At 63.6% G+C, this 18088-nt stretch carries 15 protein-coding genes; 6 read left to right on the forward strand and 9 right to left on the reverse strand.

Annotated elements, in window-relative coordinates:
- Positions 1-65: 65 nt before the first annotated feature.
- From ACLGL5_RS23905 to ACLGL5_RS23920, 4 genes are all read left to right on the forward strand, one after another.
- Complete coding sequence (locus tag ACLGL5_RS23905; protein WP_083246762.1) at positions 66-2360, forward strand: peptidase domain-containing ABC transporter; 2295 nt, start codon at positions 66-68, stop codon at positions 2358-2360.
- An 86-nt stretch (positions 2361-2446) separates the two neighbouring features.
- Entirely contained in the window at positions 2447-3808 is a 1362-nt protein-coding gene (locus ACLGL5_RS23910; protein ID WP_019858151.1) for an HlyD family type I secretion periplasmic adaptor subunit, read from the forward strand.
- 29 nt (positions 3809-3837) lie between these two features.
- Complete coding sequence (locus tag ACLGL5_RS23915; protein ID WP_069092179.1) at positions 3838-5574, forward strand: SEL1-like repeat protein; 1737 nt, start codon at positions 3838-3840, stop codon at positions 5572-5574.
- An 89-nt stretch (positions 5575-5663) separates the two neighbouring features.
- A complete protein-coding gene (locus ACLGL5_RS23920) occupies positions 5664-6029 on the forward strand; it encodes a YybH family protein (RefSeq protein ID WP_064985491.1) in 366 nt (121 codons plus the stop codon).
- Positions 6030-6126: 97 nt separating this feature from the next.
- On the opposite strand, the gene ACLGL5_RS23925 is transcribed toward ACLGL5_RS23920, so the two are convergent.
- From ACLGL5_RS23925 to ACLGL5_RS23960, 8 genes are all read right to left on the reverse strand, one after another.
- Positions 6127-6429 carry a DUF982 domain-containing protein gene (locus ACLGL5_RS23925; protein ID WP_010909507.1) on the reverse strand — a complete coding sequence of 101 codons (303 nt, stop codon included), beginning with the start codon at positions 6427-6429 and terminating at the stop codon, positions 6127-6129.
- A 119-nt stretch (positions 6430-6548) separates the two neighbouring features.
- Complete coding sequence (locus tag ACLGL5_RS23930; RefSeq protein WP_069093420.1) at positions 6549-7529, reverse strand: ABC transporter ATP-binding protein; 981 nt, start codon at positions 7527-7529, stop codon at positions 6549-6551.
- Positions 7530-7537: 8 nt separating this feature from the next.
- Positions 7538-8497 (reverse strand): ABC transporter ATP-binding protein, encoded by a 960-nt coding sequence (locus tag ACLGL5_RS23935; protein WP_038646833.1) that lies wholly within the window; start codon positions 8495-8497, stop codon positions 7538-7540.
- Positions 8494-9465 (reverse strand): ABC transporter permease, encoded by a 972-nt coding sequence (locus tag ACLGL5_RS23940; RefSeq protein ID WP_069092180.1) that lies wholly within the window; start codon positions 9463-9465, stop codon positions 8494-8496. The genes ACLGL5_RS23935 and ACLGL5_RS23940 overlap by 4 nt, the downstream gene beginning before the upstream one ends.
- A complete protein-coding gene (locus ACLGL5_RS23945; RefSeq protein WP_019858159.1) occupies positions 9465-10481 on the reverse strand; it encodes an ABC transporter permease in 1017 nt (338 codons plus the stop codon). Before ACLGL5_RS23945 ends, ACLGL5_RS23940 begins: the two co-directional genes overlap by 1 nt.
- Positions 10482-10502: 21 nt before the next feature.
- Positions 10503-12164, reverse strand: a complete 1662-nt coding sequence (locus tag ACLGL5_RS23950) for an ABC transporter substrate-binding protein (protein WP_038646838.1) — start codon at positions 12162-12164, stop codon at positions 10503-10505.
- A gap of 18 nt (positions 12165-12182) precedes the next feature.
- Positions 12183-13088 carry a proline iminopeptidase-family hydrolase gene (locus ACLGL5_RS23955; RefSeq protein WP_069092181.1) on the reverse strand — a complete coding sequence of 302 codons (906 nt, stop codon included), beginning with the start codon at positions 13086-13088 and terminating at the stop codon, positions 12183-12185.
- A 54-nt stretch (positions 13089-13142) separates the two neighbouring features.
- The gene (locus ACLGL5_RS23960) at positions 13143-14651 is read right to left on the reverse strand and encodes a leucyl aminopeptidase (RefSeq protein WP_069092182.1); all 1509 of its coding nucleotides are present in this window, start codon (positions 14649-14651) and stop codon (positions 13143-13145) included.
- A 250-nt stretch (positions 14652-14901) separates the two neighbouring features.
- On the opposite strand from ACLGL5_RS23960, the gene ACLGL5_RS23965 reads away from it, so the two are divergent.
- Both ACLGL5_RS23965 and ACLGL5_RS23970 read left to right on the forward strand, forming a co-directional pair.
- Complete coding sequence (locus tag ACLGL5_RS23965) at positions 14902-15804, forward strand: LysR substrate-binding domain-containing protein (protein WP_019858163.1); 903 nt, start codon at positions 14902-14904, stop codon at positions 15802-15804.
- 209 nt (positions 15805-16013) lie between these two features.
- Positions 16014-17471, forward strand: coding sequence for an NCS1 family nucleobase:cation symporter-1 (locus tag ACLGL5_RS23970; protein ID WP_020628874.1), 1458 nt, complete (start codon positions 16014-16016; stop codon positions 17469-17471).
- 49 nt (positions 17472-17520) lie between these two features.
- On the opposite strand, the gene ACLGL5_RS23975 is transcribed toward ACLGL5_RS23970, so the two are convergent.
- Entirely contained in the window at positions 17521-18066 is a 546-nt protein-coding gene (locus tag ACLGL5_RS23975) for a DUF1697 domain-containing protein (protein WP_019858165.1), read from the reverse strand.
- Positions 18067-18088 lie beyond the last annotated feature (22 nt).

An 18088-nucleotide genomic window follows, 5' to 3' on the forward strand; every position in this document is an offset into this window, starting at 1 on the left:
ACCCTCGGCAGAGGCACTTCGGCCCGGGAATTGTCGAGTTCGCTTGCGTGCCGGAAGACAAGTCCATGGTGAACATCCCCGTGAACGCCGAAATCCAAGCGGTCCCGATCCAAGCCGGTTCCGCGCAAGGCGACGCGGCGGGCGGCGAGAGCACCATGGCGCGGATCCCTGGCGGTCCGGCCGAATTTGACAAGATCGGGCCACGCCTCAAGGCGATGCTGCGCGCCGCCCGCTATCACGGCGTCGAGCTCGACCCGAACGAATTCAGGGCCGCGAGCGCGATTCCGGCCGCCGCCGATCTGTCGCAGTGGGCGCAGGACGCCGGCATGTGGTCGCGCGCCGTGCGCATCCGCTGGTCCCACCTCTTGCGTTTCCAGGAAACCGGACCGGTCGTCCTGTTGTTCAACGATGGCGGCGCGGCTCTCCTCACCGGGGCGAGCGCCGAGCGGAACATCGTCTTCCTGAAAAGCGCGGATGCACCCGACGATGGTGAAGCCGTCGCCATCGACGAGTTGCGGCTGTCGCAGGTGTGGACGGGCGAGGCACTGCTGCTGCGCGCCACACGATCCTATGTCGCGGCGGATGCGCCCTTCACCCTTCGCTGGCTCGCCGAACTGGTGCGGCTCGAAAGCCACGCCCTGCGCGATATCACCATCGCCTCGTTCACGCTGAGTGTCCTGACCATCCTGCCGCCGCTTATCGTCATGACGGTGGTCAACAAGGTGCTGCAGTTCAACAGCGTCTCGACGCTGGTGCTGTTGTCGGCGGTGATCGCCGTGGTTTTCGCCTATGAGACACTGCTTGGCCATGCACGGCGGCTGATCATCAATGTCGTCGGCGCCCGTCTGGACACCAAGTTGCAGCTGCACGTCTTCAGCCGGCTGTTACGCCTGCCGCTCGACTATTTCGAACGGCATCCGGCTGGCGAGACGATGTATCACCTCGCCCAGGTCTATCGCATCCGCGAGTTCCTGACCGGAAAACTCCTCAGCACGTTCCTGGATATGATCACGCTGTGCGTGCTGGTACCGGTGATGTTCTACATCAACGCCTCCCTCGCCTGGATCGTGCTGGCCTGCGCCGTGGTGATCCTGCTGATCATCCTCGCCTTCCTCAGGCCGCTGCGCGGCAGATATCAGCGGGTGGTCGACGCCGAGACCTGGAAGTCGGCGGCGCTCGGCGAAACGGTCGTCGGAATCAAGACGGTGAAGGCGCTCGGTCTCGAGCCGCAGCGCAAGGCGCTCTGGGATGAGCGGGTGGCCGAAGCGGGAAAGGCGCGTCTCGCCTTCGGACAGCTGGCAAGCTGGCCGCAGACCCTGGTCACGCCGATCGAACGTGTGATGGTGCTCGGCACCATGCTGATCGGCGCCTATCTCGCGATGAACGACCGCACCGGCTACATGGTCGGCGGCTTGTTCGCCTTCATGATGATCGCCCAGCGTGTGGCCCAGCCGCTGGTTGGCCTGGCCCGACTGGTTGAAGACTACGAGGAGGTCGGTGCGGCGATCGGCGAGGCAGCGTCGGTCCTCAACCGGCCGCTGGAGAGCAGTTCGAATTCCACCGGCCTGAGACCCAAGCTGGTCGGCGAGGTCGTGTTCAGCGACCTGACCTTTAGCTATATCGCCACCAAGACACCGGCGCTCGACCGGGTCAGCTTCCATATTCCCGCCGGCAGCATGTTTGGCATTGTTGGGCGCAGCGGGTCGGGAAAATCGACGGTCGCCCGCCTCCTGCAAGGGATCAACCGCGACTACAGTGGGTTCCTCAAGCTTGATGGCGTCGACCTCAAGGAAATCAACCTGCGCCATTTGCGCCAAGGGCTTGGCGTGGTGCTGCAGGACAACTTTCTGTTCCGCGGATCGATCCGCGACAACATCATCGCCGGGCGCCCGGGCCTGACCCTTTCCGACGCCATGCGCGCCGCGCACCTCGCCGGCGCCCAGGAATTCATCGAGCGGATGCCGAATGGCTACGACACCTACATCGAGGAAGGTTCGCCCAATCTATCAGGCGGTCAAAAGCAGCGGCTGGCGATCGCGCGCGCGCTCATCCACGATCCGACCATTCTCATCCTCGACGAGGCGACCAGCGCACTCGACCCGGAGAGCGAGGCGGTTGTCAGCGCCAACCTCATGCGCATCGCCAGCGGGCGCACGATGATCATCGTTTCGCACCGGCTCGCCTCGCTGACCGAGTGCGACAACATCCTCGTCATGGATCAGGGTAAGGTCCTCGACGTCGCGCCGCATGCGACCTTGCTCGAACGATGCGCGCTCTATCGCCAGTTGTGGTCGCAGCAGAACCGGCACCTCGATGGCCGCCACGGCCGCCCCGTCGCCGTCCCGCCGCGGCTGGTTTGATCATGTCGCGCGCCTCATATTCGCATCAGGTCCGGTAACCCATGAGCAGCACCTCTCTCACCGCCCTTCCCGCTCGGTGGCACCGGATGGAAACGAGAGATCCGACTACGCCGGCCATACTCGAGTTCCAGTGGCCGTCGACGGCTGTCGCCAATGCGCCTATTCCGCGGGCGGCGCGCGGCATCGTCTGGATCGTTTCCAGCCTGGTCATCGCGCTGATCGCCCTGGCGGGTCTGATACCGGTCGATCAGGTGGTGACGACCAGAGGGCTGGTGGTCTCGCAATCCCCCAACATCGTCGTGCAACCGCTGGAGACAGCGATTGTCCGCTCGATCGAGGTGCGGGAAGGACAGCGCGTCCAGGCCGGCCAATTGCTTGCCCGCCTCGATGCGACCTTTTCCTCGGCCGACCAGGCGGCACTGGCGATGCAGGTCTCGACACTTGAAGCCGAGGTGGCGCGGTTGAAGGCGGAGGCCAGCGGCCAGGCGTTCACCTACAACGGCCTCGACCCGAGTTGGACCCTGCAGGTGTCGATATTCGAGCAACGCAAGGCGGTCTACGACGCCAAGGTGGAGAATTTCGAACGCCAGCGCGACGAACTCAGCTCGGTGATTTCGCGATCGCAATCCGATGCCGACGGCTACCGGCAGCGGCTGACGGTCGCCGACTCGATCGAACAGATGCGCAGGCAGCTCGAGGCAAGGCAGGTGGGGAGCCGCCTCAACACGCTCCTGGCCGAGGACAACCGCGCGGAAATGTCCCGGGCGCTCGGCAATGCCGAGCAGACCGCGGAAGCCGCCAAACGCCAACAGGCAGCGGTGGCCGCCGAGCGCGACGGCTACATTCAGGGCTGGCGCGCTGAAGTCTCGCAGAGCCTGTCGGAGGCAAGCACGCGGATCTCCGACGCCCGCGAACTTCTCAACAAGGCAAAGCTTCGAAACCAGTTGGTCGAGTTGAAGAGCCAATCAGACGCCATCGTTCAATCGGTGGCAAAAGTCTCCGTCGGCTCGGTCATGCAGTCAGGGGAGCGCTTTATCACGCTGGTGCCGGCCGACGCGCCCCTCGAGATCGAGACAAACATCGTTGGCAGGAGCAGCGGTTTTGTGCATGTCGGCGACCCGGTGGTCATCAAGTTCGACACCTTCCCCTATTCGCAATACGGCCTCGCCCATGGAACTGTGCGGGCACTCAGCCCAGATTCCTTCTCGGCACAGGAGCAAGCGCGCGATCCGAACAGTTCCCTGGCCATGTTGCCTTCCGACGCCGAGCCATTCTATCGCACGCGGATCTCCATCGACCAGGTCGCCCTCCACGGCGTTCCCGCCGGTTTCGCCGTCAGCCCCGGCATGCCGGTGACCGCCGACGTAAAGGTCGGCCGGCGCACGATACTCAAGTACCTTCTCGGCGTCATGCTCCCGATCGGCCAGGAGGCGATGCGGGAGCCTTAGAGTACTGGAGGAATCAGAGGCTCGGATCGATGACAATCCTGGATCGGCTGACTGGTCTGGCCTTCCCGTCGGCGGTGTTGCGTCGGGCGATCCAGCTTGCTGACAGCGGCAAGGCCGCTGAAGCCTTTCCGCTTATGGCGAAAGCGGCGCGCGCGGGGATCGTTGACGCCGAGTACCGGGTCGCGCGTTGCTATCTGGAAGGCGCCGGTGTGCCACCGAGCCGTATGGAAGGCGCGCGATGGCTGCTGCGGGCGGCGAACCACGGGAGCGCGGATGCGCAGGCGCTTCTCGCCGCGCTCTACGTCACCGGGCTGGTGACGGCGGAAGCCGACGGCAAGGGACCCTCGGAGCACTTGTTCAAGCCTGATTCCCCGGGAAAACCAGACTTCACGGCCGCTTTCGACTTTGCCACCAAGGCGGCCGAGGCAGGCTCGGCCACGGGACAGGCGATCCTCGGTTATATCCTTACCAGCGGCCCCGCATCGATGCGCGATGTCGATGCCGCACACCGCTGGTACGAGAAGTCGGCTGCTGCCGGCTGCGCCGAAGGGTGCCTTGGCTTTGCCCTGTCGCTGGCCCGCCGCGGCAAACGCGAAAACAGAGTTCGGATTGCGGAAGAGGTAAGGCGTGCGGCCGACGCCGGCCTGCCGACCGCGACCTATCTTCTTGCGGTCCTTACCGAGCACGGGCTCGGCGTAGCAAGCGACATGGCAGCAGCCGCTCAACTGTATCGGGCTGCTGCAGAGAAGGGCCTGCCCTCCGCCCAGTTCCGGTTGGGACTGGCACTGATCGACGGTGCACTCGTCGGCCAAGATGTCGCTGCCGGGGAGGCATGGATGCGGCGTGCTGCCTTGGCCGGCAATATCGAGGCAGCCTATATGTTGGGCGATCGCTATGCCAAGACGCAGCGGCCGGACTTTGCAGAAGCCGCGAATTGGTACCGGCGGGCGGCCGAAGGGGGCCACCAAGCCGCTGCCCGCGCTTTGGCCTCGCTCTATTTGACGGGAAATGGTGTGGCTGAGGATGTCGAGGAAGGAGCGCGCTGGCTGCGCTCTTCCGCAAATGGCGGCAATCAGCAGGCACAGACAGACCTCGCCAATCTTATCCTCGGAGGAGCCGGCGACCCGGATGACGGTGCAAGCGTTGCCGGATGGTTCGAGGCGGCCGCATCATCGGGCGACCTCATCGCGGCATTCAACCTTGGGCTCTGCTTCGCCAAGGGCGTCGGCGTTCGCCAGGACGAGGGGCAAGCGGCACACTGGCTGCGGCGCGCGGCCGAAGGCGTCGCCGAGGCGCAATATATGTATGCCCGCCTCCTCCAGGATGGACGCGGCGTGGCGGCCGACCCAACTCAGGCCCGCGTGTGGTTTGCGCGGGCGGCCGACGCCGGCGTGCTCGACGCACGCGTGGCGCTCGCAGAGATGCTGCTCAATGGGCGCGGCGGCATGCCCGAGCCCGAGGCTGCAATGCAGCTGTTTGAGCAGGCCGCCGCCGACGGTCACGCCGGGGCGATGTTTGCGATTGGCGCGCTGTACGGAGCCGGCCACGGCCTGCCGGCCGATCAGGCGGCAGCGCAGAAATGGTACGCCGCCGCTGCCGGACGCGGGCATAGCCAAGCCCAATTCATGCTCGGACGTTATCTCTTGAAAGGCCTCGCCGGGGAGTGCGACCCGGTTGCCGCTCGCCTTTGGCTCGAACGCGCGGCTGCGCACGGGATCAGTGAAGCCGCCGACGAACTGGGGGCTGCGGGCACGCCGGCGCCATGAGCCATATGCTCGTTTCGACGCGGGAGTGGTCCAGTAAGTTTGCACCACGGCGGATCCACGCATCCCAACTTCCTTCATAGGCGCGCTCAATGAACGATCCGAGTGCGGGAAAGCGCGCCTACGACCCTCAGCAGCTGGAGCCCATGCTGATAGCGAGACAGCATGCGGGCGACGTCGATGGCATGGTCGCGCTGTTCGAGGCGGATGCCGTGATCGACTGCGGCGGCGGACGTTTTCTGCGCGGCCATGAAGCCATTCGTGACTACTATGCCGAGATCGTTACGTCCGGACGGAAGTTTGCGGTCGGAGAACAGCGGCCGGCGCTCATTTGCGGCGACCTTGCCCTCACCTCGACCCGACTTCCCGACGGCGACGTCACCAGCGAGGTTGCCCGGCGGCAGGCCGACGGCTCCTGGCTTTGGGTGATCGACCGCTATTCCGTCGCTTGGGATTAGGCCTTCCGGGAAAACCGGCCGGCCACGTCACCACGGGCGCGTCAACACACTGCGGCCGTCATGACCGCAGTCCTTGCGTTCGGCAATCCGGGTGCGGCTACCGCCGCAGCGCGTATACGTCCGCCATGGTTTCGCCGGGGACGGGCAGCGCCATGTCGTCGTCCAGAAGCCGCGTGATCCGGGCAAAGCCGGTGAATGCCTTCCTGGCCTCCTCCGCCGACATCTGCCCCGACAAAGCTGCCGAGCAGCAATTCAGCGCGCACTGATACACTGGCCCACGTCGTCCCGTCGGCCATTTACGCAAGAAAACCATCGCCTCGGCGACACTATCCACTTCTTCTACAGGGTGTCCCTGCCCGCGCGAGATTCGCACGGGCGCAAAGAAATGCAGGTAGTCCATCGTTTCCTCCCGGTCGATCGCGATGCCGCCCGATCGAACCTTATGAAACGCACAGTCTTGCGGTTGGTTCCATACAGAAAACAGAACCTTTAAAAAATCTTTTGGTCGATGGTCGCCAGCTAAACCGCGGGGAAGTGGCAGGCCACTTTGCGGCCGGGTCGATACTCCCTCAGCTCCGGCCGTTCCGTGCGGCATCGCTCGACCGCGATCGGGCATCTTGGGTGGAAACGGCAGCCGGATGGCGGCTTGAGCGGGCTCGGCACGTCGCCAGTGAGGATGATGCGCTTGCGCGTCCCGCTGGGCGTGGTCTCAACGACCGGAACCGCCGAGATCAGCGCCTGGCTGTAGGGATGGGCTGATGTCGCAAACACCGCCTCGGCCGGCCCTTCCTCGACGATCGAGCCGAGATACATGACAGCGATGCGGGTCGACACCTGGCGCACCACCGACAGGTCGTGGGCGATGAAGATGTAGGTGAGGTTCAGCTTCTCCTGCAGATCGGCAAGCAGGTTGACGATCTGCGCCTGCACCGAGACGTCGAGTGCGGAGACCGGTTCATCCAGCACGACCAGATCGGGATTGAGCGCGATGGCCCGCGCGATGCCGACCCGCTGGCGCTGGCCGCCGGAGAATTCGTGGGGATAGCGCATGACATGGTCCGGCAGCAGGCCGACGAGTTCGAACAATTCCGCGACACGCGCGGTGATCTCGCGCGAGGAAAGCTTGCCGTGGATGCGCAGCGGCTCGGCCACCAGATCACCGACGCGCCGGCGCGGATTGAGCGAGGCTGACGGGTCCTGGAAGACCATTTGCAGGCGGCGGCGCAGCGGCCTCAGTTCGGACAGCGATTTCGAGGTGATGTCCTCGCCTTCGAACAGCAGCTCTCCGTCGGATATTTCGTAGAGCCTCACCAGGCAGCGCGCCAGCGTGGACTTGCCGCAGCCGGATTCGCCGACCAGGCCGACCGTCTCGCCGCGCCGCACGGTCAGCGAAACATTGTCGACCGCATGGACGGTTCGCTTGCCTGCGGCGGAGAAACGGGTGCCGATCGCGAAGCGCTTGCCGAGTGAACGCGTTTCGAGGATTGGGCTGTCGGTCATCGGTCCGCTCATGCCTGCGCCACCCGGAAGCACGCCGCGGCGTGAGTGCCGATGCCAAGCTCTGGCCTGTCGGTCACGCAGGGCTCGTAGTGCACCGGGCATCGCGGGCCGAAGGCGCAGCCCTGCGGCAATCGGAGCAGCGATGGCGGCGAACCGGGAATGGCCGGCAGGCGGCGCGGCTTTTCACCGGTCAGCGGCGGGATCGAACCCAGCAGCGCACGCGTATAGGGATGTCGTGGGTCGGAAAATAGTTCCATGCGGCTGCCACGTTCCACCACGCGGCCGGCATACATGACCATCACCCGGTCGGCGAGTTCGGAGACCACGCCCATGTCGTGCGTGATGAAGACCACAGCCGATTTGTGCGTCGCGCGCAGCTTGCGCACGAGGTCGAGAATGCCGGCCTGCACCGTGACGTCGAGCGCCGTGGTCGGCTCGTCCGCCACCAGCAGCGCCGGATTGCAGGACAAGGCCATCGCGATCACCGCGCGCTGCCGCATGCCGCCGGAAAGCTGGTGCGGGTAGCGCGACATCGCCTCGTGCGGATTGGGAAAATTCACCTCGGCCAGCAGTTCTTCGACGCGCACCATCGCCTTGGCTTTGCTGATATTTTGGTGCGCGCGGATCTGTTCGGCGATCTGCCAGCCGATCGTGTAGACCGGCGTCAGCGCCGTCATCGGATCCTGGAAGATCATCGCGATCTCGTTGCCGCGCAGCCGCCTCAGCTCCCGCGCCGGCAGCCCCACCAATTCACGGCCCTTGTAGCGGATCGAGCCTTCGATGCTGGCGTTCGGATCGGTGATGAGGCCCATCACCGCCAGCAGCGACACCGTCTTGCCGGACCCGGATTCGCCGACGACGCCGAGGATCTCGCTTTCCTCGAGATCGAAGGAAACGCCATCGATCGCCCGCACCAGACCGTCATTGGTGCGGAAGGATACTTTGAGGTCGCGCACCGACAGTATCATGATGTCCTCAGGCGCGGATCGAGAAGGATGTAGACGAAATCGACGACCGCATTGGCGATGACCACGAACATGGACGCATACATCACCGTTGCCATGATCATCGGCAGGTCGAGATTCTGCAGCGCGTCATAAGTGAGCTTGCCGATGCCGTGCAGCCCGAACACCACCTCGGTCAGCAGCGCCGAGCCGCCCACCAGCGCGCCGAAGTCCAGACCGAACAAGGTGACGAACGCGATGAGCGATGTGCGCAAGGCATGGCGCAGCAGGATGCGCGTCTCCGACAGGCCCTTGGCCCTGGCCGTGCGGATAAAGTCCTCCTGCAAGGATTCGATGATAGCGGCGCGCAGCACGCGCCCGTAAATGCCGATGTAGAGAATGGCCAACGTGATCCAGGGTATGACCAGCGTCAGGAACCAGCCTTTGGGATCGTCGGAGAAATTCTTGTAGCCAAGCGGCGGGACCCATGAGAATGCCCAGCTGTCGTGGTAGCGGCTCTGAGTGATCAGGTTCATCACCTCGCCCAGCCAGTAGACCGGCATGGAGATGCCGAGCAGGCCCAAAGCCATCAGCAGCTTGTCCAGCCAGCTGTCGCGGGTGGCGGCGGCAACGATGCCGATGATGATGGAGACAACCACCCAAAGGATCGCCGCCCCGAACACCAGCGAGAGCGTGACGGGGATCGAATCCATCACCGCCGGCACCACCTTCCAGCCGCGATTGACGAAGGAGGTCAGGTCGCCGGTGACGAAGATCTTCTCCATCATCTTCACATATTGCACGTAGAGCGGCCGGTCGAAGCCGAAATTGTGGCGCACCGCTTCCAGCACTTCGGCTGTTGCATTGCGCCCGGCGATGCGCGCCGCCGGGTCGGCGCCCGGCGTCGCGAAGAAGATCAGGAAGACGATGACCGAGATACCGAACATCACGAACAGCATCTGACCGAAACGGCGCAGGATGGCATAGATCATCAGTCGCGCCCCAACCGAACCTTGGAGCGCGGGTCGAGCGCGTCGCGCAGGCCGTCGCCGAAGACATTGAGCGCCATGACGGACACCGCGATGGCCAGGCCCGGCACCAGCGCCACCAGCGGCCTGGTGTAGAGCAGCGCCTGCCCGTCCTGGATGATGGTGCCCCAACTCGCGGCGGGCGGCTGCACGCCGATCGACAGGAAGGAAAGTGCAGATTCCGTCAGCATGTTCAGCGCCATCATCAACGGTACGAAGACGATGAGCGTGGTGGTGATGTTGGGCAGGATATCGCGCCACAGGATGCGCCATCCCGGCACGCCGAGATTGATCGCGGCCAGCACAAATTCGCTGTGGCGCAGAGACAGCACCTGCCCGCGTATCGGACGCGCCACATAGGGCACATAGACGATGCCGATGATGATGACCGGCAACCATAGGCTGCCGGACTCGATATCGATCGGCCCGATCCTGATGCCTTGCGCGATGGTGACGATGGAAAGCGAAATCGCCAGCAGATAGATCGGGAAGGCCCACAGGACATCCAGCAGGCGCGACAGCACCGTATCTGTGATGCCGCCGAAATAGCCTGCGATCAATCCCGCCGCCGTGCCGATGATCAGGGTGAAGATGGTGGCCGCACCGGAGATCAGCAGCGAGCTCAGCCCGCCATAGAGCATTCGGGCCATGACATCGCGCCCCTGGCTGTCGGCGCCGAGGAAATAATTGCCGAGCCGCCAGGTCGGACCGAGCGGCGTGTAGCCGAGCCCCAGCCCCTCGGTCGATTGTTCCATCACCGGAACGTCGGCGCCGTCGATCTGGATGACGGCGTCGAGCGTCGAGGCGAAGGGGTCCACGCCGGCCCACTTCGCGTAGAGAGGCGCGCTGAGGCAGGCCAGCACGATGAGGAGGAACACGGCCAGGGATGCCATGGCAGCCCTGTCCCTTGCCAGCTTCGCAAACGCGACGGCCCAGGGCCCTCGCGTCTTGCGCGGCATGGCGACGGCTTGGTTCGACACGGACGTGCCCTCCGCAGTTCGTTACTGCACCCAGGACTGGGTGATCATCCAGTTGAACTGCCGGTTGAACTTGAAATTGCCAACCCGTTTGCTGACGAAGTCAAGCCGCTTCGGCGTGAAGAGACCGACTGCCGGCGCCTTGTCCGTGACCTGCTTGTCGATTTCGGCCCACATTTTGTCTGCGGCCTTCTGGTCGGTCACGCCGAGATCCAGCGCCTTTTGCATCTTGGCGTCGATGTCCTTGTCGCAGAAGCCGGCGATGTTGATCGAGGCATCCGAACCTTCACGGAAGGAGGCGCAGCTGAACAGGATGTTCAGGAAGTCGGAAGCCGCAGGATAGTCCTTGTACCATTGGGTGACCGACATCTGCACCTTGTTGTTGGTGTTCTGGATGTAGGTGAACTGGATGTTGGACGAGATCGGCTTGACGTCGGCGACATAGCCGATGGTGGTCAGCACGCTCTGCAGGTAGACGCCGATCGACCGCGAAATGGCGGTGTCCTCGACGATAATGGTCACCTTCTGGCCCTTGGTGCCCGATTCCTCAACGAGTTGCTTTGCCTTGTCGAGATCCGGCGCCGACCATTTGGCACCGGGGTTCTTGGTGAAGGGGCAATAGTCCTCATGGCCGGGGAAGTCCGGCGGCAGGATCTGACAGACCGGCGAGGCCAGCACCTTGCCACCGAACAGCTTGACCAGCGTGTTGCGATCGATCGCATAGGCAACGGCCTGGCGCGCCTTTTCATTGTCGAACGGCGCGAGACGGTTGTTCAGGGGTGCATACCACCACGCCGAAAGCGGCGAGATGTGCAGCTGGTCCATGGACTTGCTGCCAAGTTCGCCCAGGCGGTCGCTCGGCAGCGCATCGAACATCCAGTCCGCTTCGCCGTTCTGGATCGCCGTCACGGCCGCTTCCTCGGACAGGCCGAAATCATACTGGACGACATCCGGGTAGCCGTCAGGTTGCGCTTCCTCGCTCCACTGCTTGAAGTTCGGGTTGCGCGACACCGTCATGCCCTTGTTGGGGTCGAAGGCGGAGATCATGTAGGCGCCGGTGCTGGGAATGGGCTTGGAGCCCATGTCTTCGGCGGGCGTATCCGCCGGCAGCACCACGGCATGCGGCAAGGCAAGCTTGTAGAGTATCTCTGCGTCGGGCTTGGTGAGATTGAGGGTGATGGTACCGGCCGCTTCATCGCCGACGACACCGCCGTCCAGCGTGCAGTTCTTGGTATCGGCCAGGCATTTGTCGGCGCCGACAATGCCGGCATAGAAGGTGCCGGAAGTCGGCCCGGAAACCTTGAAGATGCGCTGGAAGGAGGCGACGACGTCCTTGACGCCCATATCCTGGCCGTTGGAGAACTTGATGCCCTTGCGCAGCTTGAAGGTGAAGGTCTTGCCGTCATTGCTGACCTGCGGCAGCGCCTCGGCCAGATCGGGGACGATGGTGAAGCCGTCCATGCCCTCGGCCTTGCGGAAGGCCACCAGGCCGTCATAGATCGGCTGGTACATCTGCCAGCCCTGGTCGGTATAGTTGATGTGCGGATCGAGCGTTCCCGCCGCGGAGCGGGCCAGAAGGCGGATGGTGCCACCTCGGTGCTCCTTGAGATATTCAGCCTGTGCCGGAGCGAGCCACGTGCCGGCCAGCAGTGCCGCGGCTGATGCGGCCAAAAGCAGTTTCTTCATGTCTTGGTTCCCCTTTTCTCAGTTGTCGTTGTCGTCCAGGAAGTCGCCCACCACCCGCATGCACGCGTCCTGCTCTTCGACATGCGGCATGTGGCTGGAATGCTCGAATATCTCCCAGCGCGATCCCTTGATGCCGTCCTTGAAGGGCTGCACGGTCGCGGGCGTGGCCTCGTCGTAGCGTCCGGAGATGATCAGTGTCGGAACATCGACGGCCTGCAGCCGATCGATGATGCTCCAGTTCTTCAGCGTTCCGATGACATGGAACTCGTTCGGCCCGTTCATCAGATGATAGACAGTGGGGTTGCGCACGACCTGGTCGAAGGTCTCCGTCACCTCCGGTGGGAAAGGCACGACCCGGCAGACATGCCGCTCGTAGAACACCATCGTCGCTGCCTGGTAGGCCGGATCTTCCGTCGTGCCGGCCTGCTCGTGCCGGGTCAGTGTCTCCTGCACGTCCCCGGGGAGGTCGGCGCGCAACCGGTTGGCCTCTTCGACCCAAAGCTTCATCGAAGCCGGCGAGTTGGCGATGGTCAGCGACTTCAGGCCATTCGGCCGCGTTACCCCATACTCGGCGCCCAGCATGCCGCCCCAGCTCTGACCTAACACATGGAAGCCTGCGCGGATGCCGAGATGATCGACGAGATTTTCCAGCTCGTCGATGAAAAGCCGTGGCGTCCAGAATTCGGCGCCTTTCTCCGGCAGCAAAGTGGAATTGCCGCAACCCAACTGGTCGTAGTGGATGACGGCGCGGTCCCGTCGGGCGAGATGCTTGTAGGCATCGACGTAGTTGTGGGCGGCGCCCGGCCCGCCATGCAGGATCACCACCGGGGGCTTGTCGGCATCGAGATCGCCAGAAATACGATACCAGGTCTCGTAACTGCCGAACGCGGCTCGTCCCTCTTTGCTAGCGACCTCTGACGACATCCCGGTTCCCATCACGTTTGAACGCATTTCGTTTCTGTCCCCGACAGCAGGCGCCTAGTTCAGCCTGGTCTGCACCCACTCTTCCAGCATCTGCACGCCGAACGCCGTGGCGCCTTCGCGGCCGAGCGGACGGTCCGCGTCGGCCATTTCCTTGCCGGCGATGTCGAGATGCACCCAGGGACGATCCTCGGTGAAATGGCGCAGGAACGCCGCCGCGTAAGGCGCGTCACCGTCTTCCATGTCCTTGGCGTGGTGCCGGATGTCAGCGAAGGGCGATTGCAGGCCCTCGTCATAGGCCTTGTCGAGCGGCAGTTGCCAGAACCGCTCGCCAACCGTTTCCCCCGCAGCGATCATCTGCGACGCGATAGCATCGTCGGTGCTGAAAAGACCTGCAAAGATCGATCCCAGGCCGCGCATCACCGAATAGGTCAGCGTCGCCAGATCGACGATCACCGACGGGTTGAAGCGCGAGGCGGCATAATAGAGACAATCGGCCAGGATCAGGCGCCCTTCCGCGTCCGTGTCGAACACCTCGACCGTCTGTCCTGACGCCGTGGTGACGATGTCGCGCGGCTTGAGCGCGGTGCCGGACGGCATGTTCTCGGCAATGCCGAGAACGCCGACGGCATGCACCGGGCTGCCTTGCCGGGCAAGCGCGATCAGCAGGCCGACCACGGCGGCCGCGCCGCCCATATCGGCCTTCATGTCGAACATCTGCTCGCCGCGCTTGATGCAGAGGCCGCCGGAGTCAAAACACACGCCCTTGCCGACGAAAGCCATCGGTTGGGAAGGAGCGCCCTTGCCGCGATAGCGCAGCACCGCGACGCGCGGCGGCCGCACCGACCCGGAACCCACGGCCAGGATCGCGTTCATGCCGAGCTCCTTCAGCCGCGATGGATCGAGTATCTCGACGTCGATGCCGGCTTCGCGCAGCGGCTCCAGATGATCGTGGAAATTGTCGGGGTGGAGATGGTTCGGCGGCAGGTTGACCAGCGTGCGCGCATATTCGACACCGTCCGCGATGGCATTGATCCGCGCCAGTGCCGGGGTCAGATCCGCACTGCTTGCTCCGACCAGCTGTACCCGCAAGGTCCGGTCCGCTCCCGCCCCCTGGCGCCGGTTGCGCATGTCGAAACGATAGCGCCGCAGCCGCATGCCCAGCGCGACGCGCGCCAGGATCTCGGCTGCGGGCAGGTCAATGCCGTCAATGGGGTCGAGGACAAGCGTCGCGGCGCACTCGCACTTGCCTTCCAGATGCGCGGCAAGCAAACCGCCGGCGCGCGCCAGTGACAGGGCGGTTACGGCCTCGGCCTTGCCAAGGGCCAGGACGATCACGCGCCGGGCCGTCACGCCCTGGGGGGCGATGAGATCGATGCACGTGCCGGATTCGGCCAAGGTGGCCGGGTCGGAGCAGGCACGCGACAGGATCCCGCTCACATCAGCGTCCAGTGCCGCTGCCCGCGGGCCAAAGCCTGTCTGGGCGGTTCGCAAGATCACGACGACAGCGGTTTCCGAGGAAATCCCGTCCGCCGTTTCAAAGACCGGCACTGGCGATTGAGGCATAGACTGGCATTCTCCCATTTGCTGACGACTTCGGCCTCGGCTCAGCGTGCATCGCTTCGCCCGCCAATGGCTAAACCTGTTGCCGGTCTCTGCCCTTGGTGGAATGGTGCCGGAGGCCCCAAGAAATCGTTTTCTGATGGCGACTTAGTCGCTCTTGCCTTTTGGGTAGCGCCGAACAGGCCAGGCGATCAAACGCCAATTTCGCCCAAGTCGATTGACAAAAACTCAACTGACAATTCATGATCGGCCAATGGCCCTACCTTCACTCAATGGCATGCGAGCTTTCGAGGCCGCCGCACGTCTCGGCAGCATCAAGGATGCGGCCGAAGAGCTGCACCTGACACCCTCGGCCATCAGCCGCCATATCCGTGCGCTCGAAAGAAATCTCGGCCAGGATCTGTTCGAACGCGGCTTTCGCCAGATAACACCGACCATCAGGGGCTCCTACTATGCGCGCAGCCTCTCCGAAGCGTTCGAGGCCATCTGGCGCGCCACCGACGACGTCAGCCTCGCCGATGGCCCAAGCCACGGCAGGACCCAACGCGTCCGGGTCTTGTGCGTCCCGGCGGTCCTGAACCTTTGGCTGGCGGACCGGTTGCCGAACTTTCGCAAGCTGCATCCGACCGTGGAGCTGGAGATCTCGACGTCAGGCAAGCGCGCCAACTTCGATTTGGCCATTGTCGACGAGTTCGTCTACAAGGCCGGCCCGGCCCTGACGCTTTTGATCCCGCTGGTTCTGACGCCGGTCTGTGCGCCCTCATTGCTCGATGGGCCCGTGCCGCTGCGATCGCCCGCCGATCTGGTCAACCATCATCTTATCCACGAATGCGAGAGCATGAGATGGAAGCGTTGGCTGGAGCAGGAAGGCGTTTTGGACACGACGCCGAAATCCAGCACGACGCTGGATGACTGTACGCTCATCATGCGCGAGGCAATCAATGGCGCCGGAATTGCGCTCGCCGATACGATGATGGCGCAGGATCTGCTGCAGCAAGGCAAACTTGTCGCGCCGTTTCAGGCCCGCCATACCTATCCGGCCGGCATCTACCTGCATCAGCGCCGCAGCATCGGCAACAAGCCGGGCACCGGCCTGTTTCAGGACTGGCTGTTGTCGGAAGTCGAGGACCACAAGCGGGTCATGGCCATCGCCTAGGCGGAGAAGCGGCACCCGAATTCGAATCACCAGAACTGTTGATATCCAACAGTGGCCCACCATTGCGACCCCTCGATAATCGCCGTTCGCATTGAATATCTTTAAGGCCAAAGCCGGCAAATGGATTGCTTGTCGGTTCCCCAGCGTCAGGCTTAACCTGCACGGCTATCGCGTGGAGGCGCGTGGCCAATCAAGGGGAGGACATTGCAGTGACCATACAAGGCGCATCGCCTGACCTGTACAACGAGGATCTCGCTCCGGCCAAAGTTCGAAACTGGGGACCATTCTCGATCTTCAACGTCTGGACATCGGACGTTCACAGCCTGTGGGGCTATTATCTCGCCGCCAGCCTGTTCCTGTTCTGCGGCGGCTTCGTCAATTTCATCATTGCTATCGGCATCGGCTCGCTGATCATCTACGCGCTGATGAACATGGTCGGTTATGCCGGCGTCAAGACTGGCGTGCCCTACCCCGTGCTCGCCCGCGCCTCCTTCGGCATCTGGGGTGCCAACATACCGGCCTTGGTGCGCGCCATCGTCGCCTGCTTCTGGTACGGCGCGCAGACGGCCGCCGCCTCCGGCGCCATCGTGGCATTGCTCACTCGCCTGCAATGGTTCGACGAATTCAACAAGACCTCGCATCTTCTCGGCCATTCCACGCTGGAAGTGATCTGCTTCGTCATCATCTGGGCGCTGCAGCTGCTGATCATCCAGAAGGGCATGGAAACAGTGCGCCGCTTCCAGGATTGGGCGGGGCCTGCCGTCTGGGTGATGATGCTGCTCCTGGCCATCTATCTCTGCGTCAAATCGGGGAGCTTCGCCTTTACCAGCGATATTCCGATGGACGTGCTGCGCGAAAAGACCGCCGATGCCGGCATTCCGGGCGATCCCGGATCGTGGACGGCGCTCTTCGGGGTCGCGGCGATCTGGGTGACCTATTTCTCGGCGCTCTATCTCAATTTCTGCGACTTCGCCCGCTACGCGCCGGACAAGGCGGCGCTGCGCAAAGGCAACATCTGGGGCCTTCCGGTCAACCTCATCCTGTTCTCGCTGGTCGCCGGCGTCACCACCATTGCCGCCTATGACGTCTACCACGAAGTGCTGCTGCATCCCGACCAGATCTCGGCCAAGTTCGACAGCTGGTTCCTGGCGGCGCTCGCGGCCCTGACCTTCGCGGTTGCCACGCTCGGCATCAACGTCGTCGCCAACTTCGTCTCGCCAGCCTTCGACTTCTCCAACGTCTTCCCGCGTCAGATCGACTTCAAGAAGGGCGGCTACATCGCAGCACTCATCGCACTTGTGCTCTATCCCTTCGCGCCGTGGGAAGGCAGTGCGGCGCATTTCGTCGGCATCATCGGCGCGACGATGGGGCCGATCTTCGGTGTCATGATGGTCGACTATTACCTGATCCGCAAAGGCGAGGTCGACGTCGAGGCGCTGTATCGTGAGGACGGCGAGTTCCGCTTCCAGGGCGGCTGGCACGTCAATGCCTTCATCGCGGCTGGCATCGGTGCCGTCTTCTCGTCGATATTGCCGAACTTCACCAACTGGCTGCCGTCCTGGTGGGGCGTCTATGGCTGGTTCTTCGGCGTGGCGATTGCCGGCATCATCTACTACGTGCTGCGCACCGCCGCCGTGGGTGCGGGCGCCAAGATAGCGAAAGCCTGAAAGTGATGCAGTAGGCAGTAGGGGCTAGGGGAATACACAAACAGATTCCCTATTCCCTACTGCCAACCATCTCCGCCAATTTGCGCACCGTGTTCCAGTTGCGCGACGTGCCTATGCCCAGGCGCTTGTGATTGGCGGCCGCAAGCAGCCGCGAGCTTGGCCGTTCGCGCGAAAACACAAGCCATATGTCGCCGCCGATCAAGAGCACCTTCTCGTCCTCGGCGGCATAGGCCTGAAGCCCCGACAGGACATCTTCGGCCACAGGCTTGCGCATCACACGCACCGCGACCTGATCCCCGGCTTCCTCCGATTCGGTTGGGAATGGATTGCGCGACGCGAGTTTCTGCCAATCTCCAGCGCCACGAACAATGATGTCGACGTGGCGGTCAAAGGCCGTTTCGAAGGCGGCCTCCAGCCGCTTCTCAAGCGCGGCAGTCGCGGTCCTCTCAGCCTCGAAGACCAGATTTCCCGTCGCCACCAGCGTGCGAACATTCCTCAAGCCGAGGCCTTCCGCCATCGCCTTGAGGTCCGCCATGACGACCCGGCGCCCCTCACCCAGGATGATGCTGTAGAGGAGCGCGACATAGGTCTGCATGAGAGGCTCCGCCTGGCGGGTG

Source organism: Mesorhizobium sp. U510 (assembly GCF_059180695.1).

What these genes read in the sequence shown, in the direction of transcription:
- ACLGL5_RS23905 (WP_083246762.1), top strand. Translation starts at nt 66, where the DNA reads ATGGTGAACATCCCCGTGAACGCCGAAATCCAAGCGGTCCCGATCCAA.
- ACLGL5_RS23910 (WP_019858151.1), top strand. Translation starts at nt 2,447, where the DNA reads ATGGAAACGAGAGATCCGACTACGCCGGCCATACTCGAGTTCCAGTGG.
- ACLGL5_RS23915 (WP_069092179.1), top strand. Translation starts at nt 3,838, where the DNA reads ATGACAATCCTGGATCGGCTGACTGGTCTGGCCTTCCCGTCGGCGGTG.
- ACLGL5_RS23920 (WP_064985491.1), top strand. Translation starts at nt 5,664, where the DNA reads ATGAACGATCCGAGTGCGGGAAAGCGCGCCTACGACCCTCAGCAGCTG.
- ACLGL5_RS23925 (WP_010909507.1), bottom strand. Translation starts at nt 6,429, where the DNA reads ATGGACTACCTGCATTTCTTTGCGCCCGTGCGAATCTCGCGCGGGCAG.
- ACLGL5_RS23930 (WP_069093420.1), bottom strand. Translation starts at nt 7,529, where the DNA reads ATGACCGACAGCCCAATCCTCGAAACGCGTTCACTCGGCAAGCGCTTC.
- ACLGL5_RS23935 (WP_038646833.1), bottom strand. Translation starts at nt 8,497, where the DNA reads ATGATACTGTCGGTGCGCGACCTCAAAGTATCCTTCCGCACCAATGAC.
- ACLGL5_RS23940 (WP_069092180.1), bottom strand. Translation starts at nt 9,465, where the DNA reads ATGATCTATGCCATCCTGCGCCGTTTCGGTCAGATGCTGTTCGTGATG.
- ACLGL5_RS23950 (WP_038646838.1), bottom strand. Translation starts at nt 12,164, where the DNA reads ATGAAGAAACTGCTTTTGGCCGCATCAGCCGCGGCACTGCTGGCCGGC.
- ACLGL5_RS23955 (WP_069092181.1), bottom strand. Translation starts at nt 13,088, where the DNA reads ATGTCGTCAGAGGTCGCTAGCAAAGAGGGACGAGCCGCGTTCGGCAGT.
- ACLGL5_RS23960 (WP_069092182.1), bottom strand. Translation starts at nt 14,651, where the DNA reads ATGCCTCAATCGCCAGTGCCGGTCTTTGAAACGGCGGACGGGATTTCC.
- ACLGL5_RS23965 (WP_019858163.1), top strand. Translation starts at nt 14,902, where the DNA reads ATGGCCCTACCTTCACTCAATGGCATGCGAGCTTTCGAGGCCGCCGCA.
- ACLGL5_RS23975 (WP_019858165.1), bottom strand. Translation starts at nt 18,066, where the DNA reads ATGCAGACCTATGTCGCGCTCCTCTACAGCATCATCCTGGGTGAGGGG.